Genomic DNA, 17,133 nt, shown 5'->3' on the forward strand with positions numbered 1-17,133 from the left:
TTATTTTGTTCTTGGCAACATACGGATCACCATTCGCCACGGAGACCGCCATGTCCTTCCCGTCACGATTCACCGCCCGGTTCGGCCGCCCCCTGCTGTTCGCCGCGTGCGCACTCGCCTGCGGCGCGTCGCTCGCCGCGGAGCCGCTGTCGGGCACGCTCGAGAAGATCAGCCAGAGCAACCTGATCTCGATCGGCCATCGCGAAACGTCGGTGCCGTTCTCCTACGCCGACGCGAACGGCAAGGTCATCGGCTTCTCGCAGGACCTGTGCGATCGCGTGATCGCCGCCGTGAAGGCGCGCACCGGCAAGCCCGGCCTGCAGGTGCGCTTCATCCCCGTCACGTCGCAGAACCGCATCCCGCTCGTGCAGAACGGCACCGTCGATCTCGAATGCGGCGTCACCACGAACCTCGCCGCGCGTCACGCGCAGGTCGCGTTCTCGACCACCTTCTTCGTCGCGACGACGCGCCTGCTCACGCGCACGACGTCGGGCATCCGCGACTTCCCCGACCTCGCCGGCAAGACGGTCGTGACGAACCAGGGCACGACGTCCGAACGCCTGCTGCGCAAGATGAACGAGGAAAAGAAGATGAACATGCAGATCATCAGCGCGAAGGATTACGGCGAAGGACGCCTCACGCTCGAATCGGGCCGCGCGGCCGCGTACATGATGGACGACGTGCTGCTCGCAGGCGTGCGCCAGCTCGCCGCGAAGCCGGCCGACTGGCAGATCGTCGGCACGCCGCAATCGTCGGAAGCCTACGGGTTCATGCTGCGCAAGGACGATCCGCAGTTCAAGGCGCTCGTCGACGGCGTGCTCGTGCAGTTGATGAAGCGCGGCGAGATCGACGCGCTCTACGACAAGTGGTTCATGAAGCCGGTGCCGCCGAAGGGGCTGTCGTTCGATTTCGCGATGAGCGACGTGATCAAGGCGCGCTACGCGGCGCCGAACGACGCGCCGCTCGAATGAGCGCCGCGCGCGGATCCCGGCTCACGCGCGCGTCCACGCGACGCACGCCGCGTAGCCGGGCGCCGCGTCGAGCCACGCCGCGTCGAACGCCGCGACGCCGGCGGCGGGCGCGGCCGGCTCGACGACCGTCGTCGCGGGCGTCGCGCCGTCGCGCGGCGGCACGACCGCGAACGCGCGCAGTCCGCCGACGATGCCCGTGCCGAGCGCCTTGAGCAGCGCCTCCTTCGCACACCAGACGCGCATGAATTCGCCGGCGCGCGCGGCAAGCGGCAGGCTGTCGAGATAGGCGGCCTCGGCGGGCGCGCAGACTTCGCGCGTCAGCGCACGCCAGTCGGCCGCACGATTGCAACACTCGATATCGACGCCGACGCGGCCCGCGGGTGCCCACGCAAGCAGCGCATGGTCGCCCGCATGCGACACGTTGAAGTCGAGCGATGCGCGATGCGTGCCGTCGAGCGACGGCCGCCCCGATGCGTCGACGACGATCGCCACCGCCTGCGGCGCGATGCCGAGGGCCGTACCGAGCACGTCGCGCAACGCGGCACGCGTCGCGGCGCTGCGCACCGCATCCTCATGCCGCATGAAGCGCGCCGCCCGCGCGCGCTCGTCATCGCTGAGTGCCGCATACGCGGACGACGCAAGCGGTACGCGCCAGTCGAAATCGACACGCACGATCCGCACGCCGGCGCGGGACGCGACGGACGGCACGTCAAGATCGTGCACGCTCCAGGCGCGAGGTGTTTCGGACGGGGAAGCAGAATCGGACGGGACGAGCATCGACGGGCGGCGGCGTGTGGAACGAAACGTCCGATGTTAATCGATCGGGCGGTGCGGCGAGCCGTTGCGGCCCGCCGGCGTCAACGCCGGCACCGTGCGCCGCGCAGGCACGTGTGATCCCGGCCTGCGCCTGCGTGGCGTGGCCCCACCCCGTCACCCGTTCGCGACGACGCCCGGCACACCGCTACCCGTTCCACGCCCGCGCGATGCCGGGTGAAGCGCATGCACTTTGCCCGCCGCATCGGCCGGCAGCACACCGTGCTGCAGCCAGTACAGCGCAAGCGGCCACAGCGTATCGGTGAAGCGGCTGTGGAAAAACGCGAAATGGCCGATCACATCGACGCCGATGTCGGCCGGCGCGATTCGCAGGTGCGTGACGTCGCTGCCCGTGTAGTAGCCGACCAGCCGCTCGATCGCCTCGACCGTGCCGAACCCGTCGTCGTCGAGACCGATCGCGAGCATCGGCGCGGACAGCCCCGCGAAGCGAGCGGGCAACGCGGCGCGGCTCGCGGCGGGTTCGGCGAGCGGGCCGCGCGTATAGCCCTCCTCGAAGCGCGCCTGCGAGCGCACCCATGACAACGCGACGCCACGCGGCGTGTCCTCCATCCAGCCGAGCCGCTTCGCGGGCACGTAGCCGAACACGGCCGCGAGCATCGGCATCGCGACGTGCCACTTCCACCACATGCGCCGCCGTTCGGCCGGCAGGTAATCGCGCCAGTACGCATACTGCGCGCCGACCGTCACCGCATGCCGCACGTGCACGTTCGATGCCGCGAGCCCAAGCGCGAACCCGCCGATGCTGTGCGCGACGACGTCGATCGGCTGGCCCGGAAACGTGTCGCGTGCGTATTGCAGCGCGGCTTCGCAATCGAGCCGCCCCCAGTCGAGCCAGTTCGCGCGCAGCTTCGCGAGCTGCGCCGGGCGCGACCCGCCGATGCCGCGATAGTCGTAGACGAGCACGTCGCGCCCCTGTGCGAACAGCCAGGCCGCGAAACGAAAGTAGTAGTCGCAGCGCACCGACGTCGCGCAATTGATGACCGTCACGGGCCGCGCGACACTGCCGCCGCGATGGCGCCATACCTGGCCGCGCAATGCATAGCCGTCGGCGGCGCGCAGCGTCACGGGCTCGGGCGGCAGTGCGTCTGCCGCGCGGGTGGCCTGCATCATTTCGCTGCCTTCGTTCGAAATCGTCATCTTGTCTCCTGTCGGTCCGAGTTAGCGCTTCAGCGCTTACTCCAACCCCACGGCGGTCGACCCGAGTTAGCGCTTTAGCGCTTACTTCGGTCCCATGGCGTGGATGGGTAGAGTTAGCGCTTCAGCACTTACTCCAACCCCACGGCGGTCGGTCCGAGCTAGCGCTTCAGCGCTTACTCCCCCCCATGCTTCGCGATCCGGCCGGGGCATCACCATACGCACCCCATCCTTCACCACCGGCACCAGCCTCCATTGAACTTGACGCGCCCCGCGTTCTCAACCAATCTTGCTGCTCCGTTCGCATGAGTCACGCGCATGTCAACGCCGCTCGTCCGCCTCCCCTCCCTCGACCTCGTCCGCGGTTTCGTCGCCGTCGGCCGCCGCATGAGCATCACGCTCGCCGCGCAGGACCTGTGCGTCACGCAATCGGCGGTCAGCCGCCAGGTACACGCGCTCGAAGCGCATCTCGGCGTCGCGCTGCTGCAGCGCGGCTACCGGAAGATCGCGTTCACGCCGGAAGGCGAGCGGCTGTTTCGCGTCGCGGATGCGGCACTGCACAGCCTGCAGGACACCGTCGCGTCGCTCGCCGCCGCGCGCGAGCGTCAGCCGGTCACGATCACCGCGAGCATCGGCGTCACCGCGCTGTGGCTGCTGCCGCGGCTCGGGCGGCTGCAGGCGCGCCTGCCGGAGATCGACCTGCGCGTCGCCGCGAACGACAAGGTACTCGATTTGCGCGCCGAAGGCATCGACCTCGGCATCCGCTATTGTCCGCGCGACCGCGCGCCGGCCGGTGCGCTGCGCCTGTTCGACGAGATCGTCGTGCCGGTCGCGCATCCCGCGCTCGCCGCACGGCCCGTCACGAACGCGGCCGCGATCGCCGACCACGTGCTGCTCGAATTCGACGGGCCGCCGCAGCCGCAATTGCAGTGGCGCGCGCACCTGCACGCGGTCGGGCTCGGCGACGCGCGCCCGAAAGGCGTGCTGCGTTTCAACCAGTACGACCAGGTGATCCAGGCCGCGATCGCGGGCCAGGGCGTCGCGCTCGGCCGGCTCGCGCTCGTCGCGCCGATGCTCGCGGACGGCCGGCTCGCGGTGCTCGGGCCGCACACGCAGGCGCTGTCCGATGCGTACGGCTACTGGCTGTTCCAGCACGATCCGGCCCCGCGCCGCGAAGTCGCCGACGTCCGCGACTGGATGCTCGCCGAGGCGGCCGAATGCGATACCGCGATGCGCGCGCACGACACCGCATCGGCGTAAGCCGGCGCGGCGTTTGCGAACGATCCTGACCGATGCCGGGCGCTCCCGCCCCACTCCCTGCCCCCTCGTCGCATTCCCCGCACGCATGCCAACCTGACCGAATGATCGCTTGAGCGACGACGGGCCCGATCGTCTAATCGGATCGAGCGCGGCCGTCTTGCCGCGCGCCCTCATCCGGAGACACGCATGACCCCGATCGAACAGGAAGTCCGCCGCCGCTGGCTGCCCGTACTGGCCGGCGGCCTGATCATGGGCGTCGCGCTCGGCATCCGCCACGTGCAGGGCCTGTTCCTCGCGCCGGTATCGCTCGACCACGGCTGGTCGCGCGAAGCGTTCGGGCTCGCGCTGGCGCTGCAGAACCTGATCTGGGGCGTCGCGCAGCCGTTCACGGGCATGGTCGCCGATCGCTTCGGCTCGCTGCGCGTGATCGTCGCCGGGATGCTGCTGTATGCGGCCGGGCTCGTCACGATGGCGCATGCGGCGACGACCGGCATGTTCACGGTCGGCGCCGGGCTCGTGATCGGCATCGCGTTGTCGGGCTCGGCGTTCGCGTCGATCTATGGCGCGCTGAGCCGCCTGTTTCCGCCCGACCGGCGCGGCTGGGCGCTCGGCGTCGCGGGCGCGATCGGCGGGCTCGGCCAGTTCTGCATGGTGCCCGTCGCCCAGACGCTGATCGGCGGCATCGGCTGCCGACATGCGTTCATCGCGCTGGCGCTCGTCGCGGCACTGCTCGCGCCGCTCGCCGTGCTGCTGCGCGACCGGCCCGCGCAGGCTGCCGGCGCCGCCGGCCCCGACCAGTCGATCGGCGAAGCCGTGCGCGAGGCGTTCGCGCATCGCGGCTTCTGGCTGCTGAACGCGGGCTTCTTCGCGTGCGGCTTCCAGCTCGCCTTCATCGCGACGCATCTTCCCGCCTACCTGCTCGACCACGGGCTGCCGGCGCGCCACGCGAGCGTCGCGCTCGCGCTGATCGCACTGACCAACGTGGCCGGTACCTACGCGTGCGGCCATCTCGGCGGGCTGCTGCGGCGCAAGTACGTGCTGTCGGTGCTGTACCTCGTGCGCGCGCTCACGATGGCCGCGTTCGTTGCCGCGCCGCTGTCGCCCGCGAGCGTCTACGTGTTCGCGGCCGTGATGGGGTTCACGTGGCTCGGCACCGTGCCGCTGACGAACGGCGTGATCTCGCAGGTGTTCGGCGTGCGCTACATCGCGACGCTGTTCGGCTTCGTGTTCTTCGGGCACCAGCTCGGCAGCTTCTTCGGCGTCTGGCTCGGTGCGCTCGTGTACGACGCGACGCATTCGTACATGCCGCTGTGGATCGGCTCGATCGCGCTCGGCGTGCTCGCGGCGTTGCTGCACCTGCCGATCAACGACGCGCGAGTCGCGCGTCCGGCGTCGGGCAACGCGGCATGGGCATGATCCGCGCGGCGCTGGCCGGCGGCACGCTCGCGTTCGTCGCGTGGTGCGGCGCGGCCTATTTCAGCTCGGGCGTCGCGTACGCATTGCTCGAACACGTCGCGTTCTGCAATTGATGCTTCAACCCGGCGCGTGCGGTCAGCGGCGCTTCGGCAATGCCGCCAGCGCATCGAGCGCACGGGCGCGCGCGGCCGCATGTTCGACGAGCGGTTCCGGATAGTCGACGCCAAGCTGCACGCCAGCCGCGTCGAGTTCCAGCGGCGATGCTTCCCACGGCGCGTGGATCGATGCGTTGTCGAGGCCGGCAAGCTCGGGCACCCAGCGCCGCACGTACGCACCCTCCGGGTCGAACTTCTGCCCCTGCGCGACCGGATTGAAGATGCGGAAATACGGCGCGGCATCGGCGCCGCAACCGGCCACCCACTGCCAGCTCGCCGCGTTGTTCGCGGGATCGGCGTCGACCAGCGTGTCCCAGAACCACGCTTCGCCCGCACGCCAGTCGATCAGCAGATGCTTGATCAGGAACGACGCGACGACCATCCGCACGCGGTTGTGCATCCAGCCGGTCGTCCACAGTTCGCGCAGGCCCGCATCGACGAGCGGATAGCCGGTCAGCCCGCGCTGCCATGCGCGCAGCGCGGCGGGATCGTCGCGCCACGGCATCGCGTCGAACTGCGTGCGGAAGTTGTCTGTTGCCAACGCCGGGAAGTGATACAGCAGCGCGTAGCTGAATTCGCGCCAGCCGAGTTCGCTCAGGAATTTGTCAGCGCCCGCTGCGCACGCCGCGCCACCTGCGTTCGCGGCGCCCTGCACCGCATGCCACACCTGTCGCGGCGACACGTTGCCAAAGCGCAGGAACGGCGACAGCCGGCTCGTCGCGGGCCGGTCGGGGCAGTCGCGCGCATCCGCATAGCCGGCGAGCGAGGTCGTCAGGAATGCGTCGAGCCGTGCGTGCGCACCGGCTTCGTCGGCCACGGGCCAAGCGTCGCGCAGGCCGCCGGCCCAATCGGGCGCGTGCGGCCGCAACGCCAGCGCGTCGAGCGCCAGCGCCCGGTCGCTCACGGTTTTCGGCCACGGATGAAACCCGATCCGTTCGGGTTCCGGCAGCGGCGCGGCGACCGTGCGATCGCGGCGCGCCGCGCGCCAGTACGCGGTGAACACCTGGTACGGCGCGCCGCTGCCCGTCAGCACCTCCCACGGCTCGTTCAGCAGGCTGCCGTTGCTGCTCTCGACCGTGACACCGCGTGCCTTGAGCGACGCCTTCAGCGCCGCATCGGCATCGCGCTGCGGTTGCGCATAGCGGCGGCTCCAGTACACGGCCGCCGCACCCGTGTCGTGCACGACGCGCTCGATCTCGCGCTGCGCGTCGCCGCGCAACAGCAGCAGGCGTCCGCCATGACGCGCCAGCGCCGCGTCGAGCCCGGCCAGCGATCCGTGCAGCCACCAGCGCGCCGCGCCGCCGAGCGCTCGCCCGGCGCCGTCGCCCGTGTCGTCGACGAATACACATACGAGCGGCCGGCCCGATGCCACCGCGCGCGTCAGCGCGGGCTGGTCGGTCACGCGCAGATCGTCGCGGAACCACACGATCGCGGGAGCAACGGACGGCTTGGCGGGCACGGGCACCTCGATGACGAAAGCGGGAAGAGACACGCATTGTCGCGGCTGCACGGCGTGGTGTCGACGTTCGACGCGCCGGCGTGCCCATGCCGTCGACGGTCACCGCAGTCGCGCCACCCGGCTGCCCCCGGTGAAACGCCTTAGTCCGTTCCGACGATTCTGCGCCGCGTGCGCCGGCCTACGCTCGATGTCGGGTGCGCCGCGCTGCGCGGCATGTGCCAGCGTCGAACGCTCCCGCACGTCCCGATCCGCACCCGTCACGCGCGCCGACCGATACCGGCGCGAATCCTTCCGACCGCCGCGACGTTTCCCGCCACCCGGGTACGCGCGGCTTCATCCGATACGCCGCCATGACCAAACCCTCGAATCTCGTCACCTCGATCACCGTCGACATCGACGCGCCGGCCTCCGTCGTCTGGGAAGTGCTGACCGACTTCCCGCGCTACGGCGAATGGAACACGTTTTGCGTCGGCTTCGAAACGACCGGCAGGCTCGGCGATTTCGTGCACATGCAGGTGCGCATTCCCGGCACGCAGACCGTGATTCCCGTCAGCGAGATCCTCGTTGCGTACGAACCCGAACGCCTGCTGTCGTGGGAGCAGCGCCCGACCGACGACAACAAGGACGCCGCGCGCCGCGACCAGTACATCGATGCGATCGGCGCGGAGCGCTGCCGCTATTTCACGACCGACCAGTTCCTCGGCATCAATGCGGACACGATCATGCAGCACCACGGCGCGTGGGTGCAACAGGGCTTCGACCAGTGCGCACGCGACGTGAAGCAGCGCGCCGAAGCGCTCCATGCAGCACGCCGGCGCAACAGCGCGTGACCGGGAGCCGTCGATGCCCGATCTGCAAACGCTGTCCGACCATCACGATATCCGCGAGCTGGTCGTCGCGTATTCGAGCGCGATCGACACGCGCGACTTCGACGCGCTCGACGCGGTGTTCACACCGGATGCGGCAATCGACTATCGCGCGATGGGCGGCATCGCCGGCCGCTATCCGGAGGTGAAGGCGTGGCTGCGCACCGTGCTGCCGCAGTTTCCGCAGTACCAGCACCTGGTCGGCAACCTGTCGATCCGGCTCGACGGCGATAGCGCGCGCGGCCGCACGATCTGCTTCAATCCGATGGAGGTCGTGCTGCCGGACGGCGGCACGCAAGTGATGTTTCTCGGGCTGTGGTACGTCGACCGGTTCATGCGCACCGCGCAGGGCTGGCGCATCGCCGAGCGCGTCGAGGAGCGCTGCTACGGTCACAACGTGCCGGCCGCGCTCGCGGGCGCGACCGGTTGATCCATTCGCGATGCAGACGCCGTGCGAGGGCTGCACGGCGTGCGCATCATCGCAACCCGCCGATGCGTCAATCGAGCCGGAACGCCGCCTCGAATCGCTCGGCGAACGCATCGAACTCGGCTTCCGGCAGATGATTGATGCCGCCCGCGCGCTTGCGCCCGCCGCCGGTCGGAAAGCCGCGACAGAACTCGTCGGCGCCGAGCGGCCGGCCATCGGGCACGCGCACGCTGACGACGAGCCCACCGTCCGCGCGCGGCGACAGCACCGCGAGCGCCGCATCCGGCGCGTTGCGCATCCGCTCGTTCGCGAGCATGCCGGTCGCGCGCCGCGCCCACGGATCATCAGGCATCCGGACCAGTGTCGCACCCGGTACCTCGCGCAGCGGCGCGAGCGCGCACGCATGCGCCATGTCGTCGCGGTAGCCGTCGCGCAGCGCGGCGAACACGGCCGTCTCGCGCACGAAATCGAGCGGATCGACGCAGGGCAGCATCGCGTCGGCGAGCGCCGCCGGGTCGAAATGCAGATCGCCGACACACTCGCCGTATGCGTTGTAATTCAGGTAGAGCCCGAGTTCGGCGAGCGTGTCGCGTTCCGCCTCGTCGATCCCATGTTCGCGCGCGAGCGCATTGCCAAGCGCCGGCAGTTCGTCGCCGAATGCCGCGACGATCGCCCAGCGCACGTGCCGGCCGCCAAGATAGCGGTTCACGATCGCGCTCGTGCAGACGTCGGCCGCCGTGTCGATATGCGCGGCGAAGCGCGGATCGTCGGGCAGCTCGCCCGCGAAGTGATGGTCGAAATAGCGGACCGTCGCGCCGTCGCCCAGCAGCCGCGCGCACGCACCGCGATTCTGGTCGTGCGACACATCGAGCACCGTGACGAGGTCGCCCGCCCGCGCGCCGATCCGCTCGAGCAGCTTGATGTCGCGTTTCACACCCGTCACGAGCGTGCCGCGCACGCGCTCCGCGAGCCGCAGTTGCTGAAGCGCGCACAGCCCGTCCGCATCGCCGTTGAACGCAAAGAAATGTCGTACTTCGTGGTGGTCCTGCATGATTCTTTGCTCCATTGTCAGGGCATGAAATCGCCGCCGTTTGCGTCGAGCGTCGCGCCCGTCACCGCATTCGCGTAGTCCGACGCGAGGAACAGCGCCGCGCGCGCGCAGTCGTCGTCGGTCGGCAGCTTCGCGAGCGCGATGTTCGACGCGATCGGCGCGATGATCTGCTCCTCCGTCAGCCCGTACTCGGCGGCCGCCTGCCGGAAATACGTCTGCGTCGGCACGCCCCACATCCACCCCATGTGGATACTGTTCGCGCGTATGCCGTGCACGCCGAGTTCGCGCGCCAGGTATTTTGCCGCAACCGCGAGCGCCCCCTTCGATACAGCGTAGCCGCCTTCCCCTGCAAATGGCTTGCGGGTCGCCTGCGTGTTGATCATCACGATCGCGCCGCGCTTCTGCCGCTTCATGTGCGGCACGACTTCCTGCGTGAGCGCCATCGTGCCGAACACGTTGGTGTCGAACACCGCGCGCCAGCCGTCGAGGTCGGCTTCCTCCACCGGCTCCGGAAACGTGCCGTGCACGAATGCGCTGTTCACGAGCGCATCGATCCGGCCGAAGCGCTCGACGGCCTGCGTCGCAAGCTGCCGGCATTGCGCGCGGTCGGTGATGTCGGTCTTCACCTTCAGCACGTCGCAATCGACGCCGAGCGCACGGATCCGCGTTTCGGCGTCGTCGAGCTTCTCCATCGTGCGCGCCGCGACGACCACACCGCGCGCCCCCTCGCGCGCGGCCTCGACGGCGAGCTTCACGCCGAGCCCCGGCCCGATCCCGGAAATCACGACGATCTTGTCCTTCAGCAACATGGCTTGTCTCCTGGTTATCGTTGGTCTCGCGAGCCCGGCCGTCAGCCGGCCGCCCGCAGGTGCCGCGCGCGATATGCGGCGAAATCGCGCGCCAGTTGCGCATCGGTGAAACCGAAGCGCGCGATCGAATAGTCGTGCGCGGCACGCTTGTCGCGGCCGTTGCGCGCTATCCAGTCCGTCATCGCCGCGCGCTGCCGCGCATCGAGCGGCATGCCGGCAAAGGCGTACACGGCCTCGGCAACGCCGAGCGGATTCGACACCGTGTCCTCGAATCGCACGTCGAGGAACCGGTCGTCCGGCAGCGCATCGCGCGCAGCCATCGCCGCGCCGATCGCGCGCGCCATCCCCGCGTTCCACTGCGCGCCGACGGCGAGCGGATCAGGGTCGTCCGCATACATCTGCCACAGCGTGTGCGCCATGCTCGCCATCGACGGAATCGTCTGCGCCGGATCGCGGTGCGTCAGCACAACCTGCGCGCGCGGAAACACGCGGCACAGCACGTCGAGCGCATGCAGGTGCTGTGGCGTCTTCAGCAGCCAGCGCGCGGCCGGCGCGACGCCGCGCTGCACCTTTTGCCACTGCAGGAACTGCAGCATCCGCTTCAGGTACGTGTAGACCGGCGTGAGATCCTGCTGCGCGAGCCAGGCCGTATAGCGCGGCACGTTCGCGTACGAATCCATCGCACACACGAACGCGTGTTCCATCAGCATGAACTCCTCGTCCGCGAGCATCGCATCGAGCGGATGGATCGTCAGGATCTGCGGAATACAGTCGATCATCGTCGCGACCTCGGCCTGCGCGCGCGCGATGCGCACCGTCGGTTCGGCAAGCGTCTCGCCCGCGAGCGGCGCCGGGTAGCGGGTTTCCCACCACGCGGCCGTGTGGAAGCGCGGGTCGACGGCCAGCAGGCGCTGCAACAGCGTCGTACCCGTGCGCGGCAGGCCGACGATCACGAGCGGATCGTCGATCACGATCTCCTCGATTTCCGGATGACGCCGGAAGTAATCCTCGATAACGAGCCGGTTCACGAGCTGGCCGACGAGCTTCTCGCGCATCATCTCCGCGCCGCGCGTGGACAGGTTCGCTTCGTCGATCAGCGACGCGCACATCACGTCGAGCGCTTCGCGATACGGCCCGTCACCGAACGCCGTGAGCCCGCTCGTACGCGACACGGCTTCGGCGATCAACCCGTCGGCTGCAAGCAGCGTGCGGATCCGGTCAAGCGGCGCATTCATGCGGCCTCCTTCAGCGTCGCGAGCTTCACCACCCGCGTGCGCGGATGCTCCGGCTGCGCGGCCCCGACCCAGCGCCAGCAGATCGTGCCGGCGCGATGCCCGGCCGTGTCGAGCCAGTTCGCGTCGCCCGGCTGCGCGGCCGCGACCACCACCGTCACGCCGCCGTCCGCATTCAGCCGCGCGCTGTGCTTGTTCACGCAGATATCGAAGTGCCGGTAATCGAGCGACTCCATCCAGTAGTTGTTGAGCTGCACGTTCCAGAAATCGCAGTCGGGCACCGTGTCGACGTCGATCACGAGCGCTTCGTCGTCGGCCAGCGACCAGCACGAGTGGTAGTAGTAGATGTTCGGATCGCCGCCGACCGACTGGCACAGCGCCTGGTCGGCGGGCGGCAGCGCATTCACGTGCGACCGGTAGCTCGCGGCCCAGTCCGCGAACAGCTTCGCCGTCTGCTCGACGAACTGTGCGGCGCGCGTGAGGCCGCCCTGCAGCACGAGCGGGTCGAGCGGCGCCGGGCGATCGCCGGCACCGATACGCTCGATCTTCAACTGCGCCGGCGTTTCCGCACGACGGTCGAGAAAAGTCTGGCGCACCAGTAACGCGTTGGTGCCCGGCTCCATGCGCACCCAGTTGCCCGCGTGCGGCGTTTCGCTCAAGACGATCTCGAAGCTGCCGTCCGGCGCGATCTCGAGCTGCTTCGCGTCGAGAAAGCCCGTCTGCAGCATCTTGCCGTCGGTCTCGTAGCCGCCCTTCTGCGTGCCGAAGCTCAGGTACGCGACCGTGCCGCGCCGCCCCGTCACGCGGTATTCGCAACGGCCGTCGAGACGCGCGTACTGGTACAGGTTGTCGGGATTGTCGGCGCCGATCTTCGCGGTCTCGTGCGACGGCGAGAAAAATCCGGGCCACGCGCCGTCCGCGAACTCGACGTGCATTTCGAGCGCGATGCGCATCAGCCGGCTCAGGTAGCGGAATCCCTCCGCGCGCGTCAGCGGATCGTCCGGCGCCTCGGCGCGCAGGATCTGTTGTCCGCTGCGTTTCAGGGTGTCGCAGAAATCGGCCCAGGTCTGGCCCGAAAGCAATTGCGTGGCACGTGTGTCGTCCGTCATGTGTTCTCTCCGCCGATGGTCGAGCGCTCACCTTAAGCGCCGCCGCCGCGCGCCACTTCGTCCGGGTGGACTAAGGAAAGATCCGCGCCACCGCCGTGCCGCGGTTTAGTCCACCCGGACGAAGAGCGCCATGCCGCTCGCTCGATACCGTCGGTGTCATGCACGAGACGCCGCACATGTCGCGCGGCACCGGCATGAAACAAGGAGACGAACGATGTTGACCCACTTGGAGCGACTGGAGGCCGAAAGCATCCACATCATGCGCGAGGTGGTCGCGGAGAGCGAGAACCCGGTGATGCTGTATTCGATCGGCAAGGACAGCTCGGTCATGCTGCATCTCGCGATGAAGGCGTTCTACCCGGCGAAGCCGCCCTTTCCGCTGCTGCACGTCGATACGACGTGGAAATTCCGCGAGATGATCGCGTTTCGCGACGAAACGGCCGCGCGCCTCGGCCTCGACCTGCGCGTGCACATCAACCCCGACGGCGTCGCGAACGACATCGATCCGTTCACGCACGGCTCGGCCGTGCACACCGACGTGTGGAAGACCCAGGGGCTCAAGCAGGCGCTCGACCACTACGGCTTCGACGCCGCGTTCGGCGGCGCCCGCCGCGACGAGGAGAAATCGCGCGCGAAGGAGCGCATCGTGTCGCTGCGTTCGGAACAGCACCGCTGGGACCCGAAGCGCCAACGCCCCGAGCTCTGGTCGCTGTACAACGCGCGCAAGCGCAAGGGCGAAAGCCTGCGCGTGTTCCCGATCTCGAACTGGACCGAGCTCGACATCTGGCAGTACATCCAGCTTCACGACATCCCGATCGTGCCGCTCTACTTCGCGAAGGAACGGCCCGTGGTCGAACGCGACGGCGCGCTGATCATGGTCGACGACGAACGCCTGCCGCTGCGCGAAGGCGAAGTGCCGCAGATGCGCAAGGTGCGGTTTCGCACGCTCGGCTGCTATCCGCTGACGGGCGCGATCGACAGCGACGCGACGTCGCTCGACGACATCCTGCAGGAGATGCGCGAGACGCGCACGTCCGAACGGCAAGGACGACTGATCGACAGCGATTCGGCCGGTTCGATGGAAAAGAAGAAACAGGAGGGCTATTTCTGATGGCACACGTTCTCACCGCGCCCGACACGCTCGCGCGCCACGCACCCGATTCACGCGCTGCCGACGATATGCACGCGCAAACCCAGGACCTGCTGCGCTTCATCACGTGCGGCAGCGTCGACGACGGCAAGAGCACGCTGATCGGCCGTCTGCTCTACGAATCGAACATGCTGTTCGACGACCAGCTCACGCAGCTCGAAGCCGATTCGAAGAAGGTCGGCACGCAGGGCGGCGAACTCGATTTCGCGCTGCTCGTCGACGGCCTGTCGGCCGAGCGCGAGCAAGGGATCACGATCGACGTCGCGTACCGCTTCTTCGCGACCGCGCGACGCAAGTTCATCGTCGCCGACACGCCCGGCCACGAGCAATACACACGCAACATGATCACCGGCGCGTCGACCGCCGACCTCGCAGTGATCCTGATCGATGCGCGCAAGGGCGTGCTCACGCAGACGCGCCGCCACAGCCATCTCGTCGCGCTGATCGGCATCAAGCGCGTCGTGCTCGCGATCAACAAGATGGACCTGGTCGACTACGACCGCGCCGTATTCGAGCGCATCGACGCCGACTACCGCGCGTTCGCGGCCGAGCTCGGGCTGGCGGAGATCGTCAGCATCCCGATGTCGGCGCTGCGCGGCGACAACGTGATCGTGCCGAGCGCGCGGATGCCGTGGTATGCGGGCCCGACGCTGATGCAGCATCTCGACACGCTGCCGCTCGCCGCGCGCGTCACGCGCGACGAACCGTTCCGGCTGCCGGTGCAGTGGGTCAACCGCCCTCACCTGAATTTCCGCGGCTACGCAGGCAGCATCGCGTCGGGCGAGATCCGTGTCGGCGAACGTGTGCGCGTGCTGCCGTCCGGCAAGGAGAGCCGCGTCGCGTCGGTGATCACGCAAGGCGGCGAAAGCGACATCGCGCGCGCCGGCGACGCGGTGACGCTCACGCTCGCCGACGAGATCGACATCAGCCGCGGCGACATGATCGCGCGCGCGGATGCGCCGCCCGAGGTGGCCGACCAGTTCGAGGCGACCCTCGTCTGGATGCACGACGAGCCGCTGCTGCCCGGCCGCCCGTATCTCGTGAAGCTCGGCACGCAGACGGTCGGCGCGACCTGCGCGACGCCGAAGTACAAGATCGACGTGAACACGCGCGAACATCTCGCGGCGCGCACGCTCGCGCTCAACGAGATCGGCGTGTGCAACCTGAGCTTCGACCGCCCCGTCGCATTCGATCCGTACGACCGCAACCGCCACACCGGCGGCTTCATCGTGATCGACCGTTTCACCAACGACACGGTCGGCGCCGGGATGCTGCACTTCGCGCTGCGCCGCGCGCACAACGTGCACTGGCAGGCCGTCGATGTCGACCGCGCCGCGCGTGCCGCGCAGAAGGCGCAGACGCCGCGCATCGTGTGGCTGACGGGGCTGTCCGGCGCCGGCAAGTCGACCATCGCGAACCTCGTCGAGAAACGGCTGCACGCGCTCGGCAAGCACACGTACCTGCTCGACGGCGACAACGTGCGGCACGGGCTCAATCGCGATCTCGGCTTCACCGAAGCCGATCGCGTGGAGAACATCCGGCGCGTCGCCGAAGTCGCGCGGCTGATGCTCGACGCGGGGCTCATTACGCTCGTGTCGTTCATCTCGCCGTTCCGCGCGGAACGCGACATGGCGCGCGCGATGGTCGGCCCCGACGAGTTCGTCGAGGTGTTCGTCGACACGCCGCTCGCGGTCGCCGAGCAGCGCGATCCGAAGGGTCTGTACCGGAAGGCACGGCGCGGCGAGCTGAAGCACTTCACCGGCATCGATTCGCCGTACGAGCCGCCCGCGCAGCCCGAACTGCGCGTCGACACGGTCGCCGAATCGCCTGAAGAAGCGGCCGACCGTATCGTCGCGTACCTGCTGCGCGAACGCGCGGCGTAAGCACCGCCAGCGGGCAGCCCGGCGGCTGCCCGCCTGCCCGCGCCGCCTACTCCGTTCGGATGACGCGGGCCGCCAGCCGGCCGGTATGCTGGTCCGGGAATCCTTCATCCCGACCAGGAGAACACGAGCATGTCCATCGCGCTGGCGCCCGGCGACCCGGCCGCGCACGACGGTTTCGACGACGCGGCGTGGACGGCGCGCGAACTCAGCGCGTGGCTCGGGCTCGTCTATCAGGGCCCGTCGGAAGCGACCCCGTGGGCCGGCTTCCTCGAAGCGGTCCGCGCGCGGCTCGACGCGAGCTTCACGACGCTCGTGCTGCGCAATCCGGGCGGCGCACGGCACGGGCTCATCATCAACGCGTCGGCACACGGCCCGCTGCTGCCTGGCGAGCCGTCGTACAGCGAGCAGTTCTATGCGCTGTGCCCGTTTCTCGACCAGCCGCCCGGCCAGGTCTTCACGGCCGACCGGCTGTTCGGCGAAACCGCGTGGCGCGCGCACGATTTCTATCGGCAGTACCTGCAACCGCTCGACCTGCGCTACATCCTCGGCGCGAACCTGCGCGGCGAACGCGGCGTCGAATGCGCGTTCTTCGTGAGCCGCGCGCACGGCGGTCGCGATTTCGACGCGGCCGAGCGCGCACAGATCGCGACGCTGCTGCCGCACCTGCAGCGGGCGGTCGAACTGCATGCGGCATTCGACGTGCTCGATGCCGAACGCGCGCTGTACGCGGGCACCGTCGACCGGCTCGACGTCGGCACCGCGATCGTCGACGAGGACGGCCGCGTGATCAAGCGCAACCGCATCGCCGAGCGGCTGATCGAGCAGCAGGACGGGCTGTGCATGCGCCAGGAGCGGCTCCATGCATCGTGCCCGCTCGACGAGCGGCGGCTGCAGAAGGCGCTGCAGGCCGCGCTCGAGCATTTCCGCGCGGGCGCGCTCGCGCGCATCGAAGCCACCACGCTGTCGCGCCCCGGCGGCGCGATGCCGTTGAGCGTGCTGTTGCGCCCGCTCGCGCCCTACCGCGGCGCCGAGGACCGCCAGCACCGGCCGGCCGTCGCGGTGTTCGTCCGCGATCCGGCATCGTCGCCGCAGACGTCGCGCGACATGCTGCACCGGCTGTTCCGGCTCACGCCGATGGAAACCGAAATCGCGCTGCTGCTCGTCGACGGGCTGACGCTCGACGAAGCGGCCGCCGCGACCGGCATCACGAAGAACACCGCGCGCGCGCATCTGCGCGGCATCTTCGCGAAAACGGGCGCGACGCGGCAGGCCGTGCTCGTGAAGACGCTGCTCAACAGCGTCGTGTCGATGGCGTAACGGCCGCGGCGGCGGGCGCCGGACGGGCTGCCCGGTCGATGCACCGCGCGCACGGGTCGC

16 protein-coding genes are annotated in these 17,133 nt (G+C 69.2%); 9 read left to right on the forward strand and 7 right to left on the reverse strand.

What is annotated here, in order from left to right:
- Positions 1 to 50 precede the first annotated feature (50 nt).
- Positions 51 to 971, forward strand: a complete 921-nt coding sequence (locus ACN8ZM_RS11720) for a glutamate/aspartate ABC transporter substrate-binding protein (RefSeq protein WP_420210019.1) — start codon at positions 51 to 53, stop codon at positions 969 to 971.
- A gap of 21 nt (positions 972 to 992) precedes the next feature.
- Here ACN8ZM_RS11720 and ACN8ZM_RS11725 read toward each other — a convergent pair whose 3' ends face one another.
- The gene (locus ACN8ZM_RS11725; RefSeq protein WP_420210020.1) at positions 993 to 1,748 is read right to left on the reverse strand and encodes a 4'-phosphopantetheinyl transferase family protein; all 756 of its coding nucleotides are present in this window, start codon (positions 1,746 to 1,748) and stop codon (positions 993 to 995) included.
- A 153-nt stretch (positions 1,749 to 1,901) separates the two neighbouring features.
- Positions 1,902 to 2,942 (reverse strand): alpha/beta fold hydrolase, encoded by a 1,041-nt coding sequence (locus tag ACN8ZM_RS11730; RefSeq protein WP_420210021.1) that lies wholly within the window; start codon positions 2,940 to 2,942, stop codon positions 1,902 to 1,904.
- A 315-nt stretch (positions 2,943 to 3,257) separates the two neighbouring features.
- On the opposite strand from ACN8ZM_RS11730, the gene ACN8ZM_RS11735 reads away from it, so the two are divergent.
- From ACN8ZM_RS11735 to ACN8ZM_RS11745, 3 genes are all read left to right on the forward strand, one after another.
- Complete coding sequence (locus ACN8ZM_RS11735) at positions 3,258 to 4,199, forward strand: LysR substrate-binding domain-containing protein (RefSeq protein WP_089450908.1); 942 nt, start codon at positions 3,258 to 3,260, stop codon at positions 4,197 to 4,199.
- Positions 4,200 to 4,385: 186 nt separating this feature from the next.
- On the forward strand, positions 4,386 to 5,615 hold the full coding sequence (locus ACN8ZM_RS11740) for an MFS transporter (protein WP_420210022.1): 1,230 nt from the start codon (positions 4,386 to 4,388) through the stop codon (positions 5,613 to 5,615).
- Positions 5,606 to 5,728 carry a hypothetical protein gene (locus ACN8ZM_RS11745; RefSeq protein ID WP_420210023.1) on the forward strand — a complete coding sequence of 41 codons (123 nt, stop codon included), beginning with the start codon at positions 5,606 to 5,608 and terminating at the stop codon, positions 5,726 to 5,728. Before ACN8ZM_RS11740 ends, ACN8ZM_RS11745 begins: the two co-directional genes overlap by 10 nt.
- Before the next feature lie 22 nt (positions 5,729 to 5,750).
- On the opposite strand, the gene ACN8ZM_RS11750 is transcribed toward ACN8ZM_RS11745, so the two are convergent.
- Positions 5,751 to 7,229 carry a cryptochrome/photolyase family protein gene (locus tag ACN8ZM_RS11750; protein ID WP_420210994.1) on the reverse strand — a complete coding sequence of 493 codons (1,479 nt, stop codon included), beginning with the start codon at positions 7,227 to 7,229 and terminating at the stop codon, positions 5,751 to 5,753.
- A 350-nt stretch (positions 7,230 to 7,579) separates the two neighbouring features.
- Between ACN8ZM_RS11750 and ACN8ZM_RS11755 the strand changes: the two genes are divergently transcribed.
- Positions 7,580 to 8,059: an SRPBCC domain-containing protein gene (locus ACN8ZM_RS11755; RefSeq protein WP_420210024.1), complete on the forward strand. Its 480-nt coding sequence runs from the start codon at positions 7,580 to 7,582 to the stop codon at positions 8,057 to 8,059.
- Positions 8,060 to 8,072: 13 nt separating this feature from the next.
- A complete protein-coding gene (locus ACN8ZM_RS11760; protein ID WP_420210025.1) occupies positions 8,073 to 8,525 on the forward strand; it encodes a nuclear transport factor 2 family protein in 453 nt (150 codons plus the stop codon).
- A gap of 67 nt (positions 8,526 to 8,592) precedes the next feature.
- Here ACN8ZM_RS11760 and ACN8ZM_RS11765 read toward each other — a convergent pair whose 3' ends face one another.
- From ACN8ZM_RS11765 to ACN8ZM_RS11780, 4 genes are read right to left on the reverse strand one after another with little or no spacing between them, the layout of a single operon-like run.
- Complete coding sequence (locus tag ACN8ZM_RS11765) at positions 8,593 to 9,573, reverse strand: acetyltransferase (protein WP_420210026.1); 981 nt, start codon at positions 9,571 to 9,573, stop codon at positions 8,593 to 8,595.
- 17 nt (positions 9,574 to 9,590) lie between these two features.
- Positions 9,591 to 10,382 carry an SDR family oxidoreductase gene (locus ACN8ZM_RS11770; RefSeq protein WP_089450912.1) on the reverse strand — a complete coding sequence of 264 codons (792 nt, stop codon included), beginning with the start codon at positions 10,380 to 10,382 and terminating at the stop codon, positions 9,591 to 9,593.
- A 41-nt stretch (positions 10,383 to 10,423) separates the two neighbouring features.
- Positions 10,424 to 11,617, reverse strand: coding sequence for a sulfotransferase family protein (locus ACN8ZM_RS11775; protein WP_420210027.1), 1,194 nt, complete (start codon positions 11,615 to 11,617; stop codon positions 10,424 to 10,426).
- Positions 11,614 to 12,723 (reverse strand): DUF1214 domain-containing protein, encoded by a 1,110-nt coding sequence (locus ACN8ZM_RS11780; protein WP_420210028.1) that lies wholly within the window; start codon positions 12,721 to 12,723, stop codon positions 11,614 to 11,616. Before ACN8ZM_RS11780 ends, ACN8ZM_RS11775 begins: the two co-directional genes overlap by 4 nt.
- 214 nt (positions 12,724 to 12,937) lie before the next feature.
- On the opposite strand from ACN8ZM_RS11780, the gene cysD reads away from it, so the two are divergent.
- The 3 genes from cysD (at position 12,938) to ACN8ZM_RS11795 (ending at position 17,073) form a co-directional block, all read left to right on the forward strand.
- Entirely contained in the window at positions 12,938 to 13,834 is an 897-nt protein-coding gene (gene cysD, locus ACN8ZM_RS11785) for a sulfate adenylyltransferase subunit CysD (RefSeq protein WP_043190483.1), read from the forward strand.
- Positions 13,834 to 15,756 (forward strand): sulfate adenylyltransferase subunit CysN, encoded by a 1,923-nt coding sequence (gene cysN, locus ACN8ZM_RS11790; protein WP_420210029.1) that lies wholly within the window; start codon positions 13,834 to 13,836, stop codon positions 15,754 to 15,756. The genes cysD and cysN overlap by 1 nt, the downstream gene beginning before the upstream one ends.
- A 129-nt stretch (positions 15,757 to 15,885) precedes the next feature.
- Positions 15,886 to 17,073 (forward strand): helix-turn-helix transcriptional regulator, encoded by a 1,188-nt coding sequence (locus ACN8ZM_RS11795; protein ID WP_089450915.1) that lies wholly within the window; start codon positions 15,886 to 15,888, stop codon positions 17,071 to 17,073.
- Positions 17,074 to 17,133: the final 60 nt, after the last annotated feature.

The organism is Burkholderia aenigmatica (assembly GCF_048627025.1).
Classification (GTDB): domain Bacteria; phylum Pseudomonadota; class Gammaproteobacteria; order Burkholderiales; family Burkholderiaceae; genus Burkholderia; species Burkholderia aenigmatica.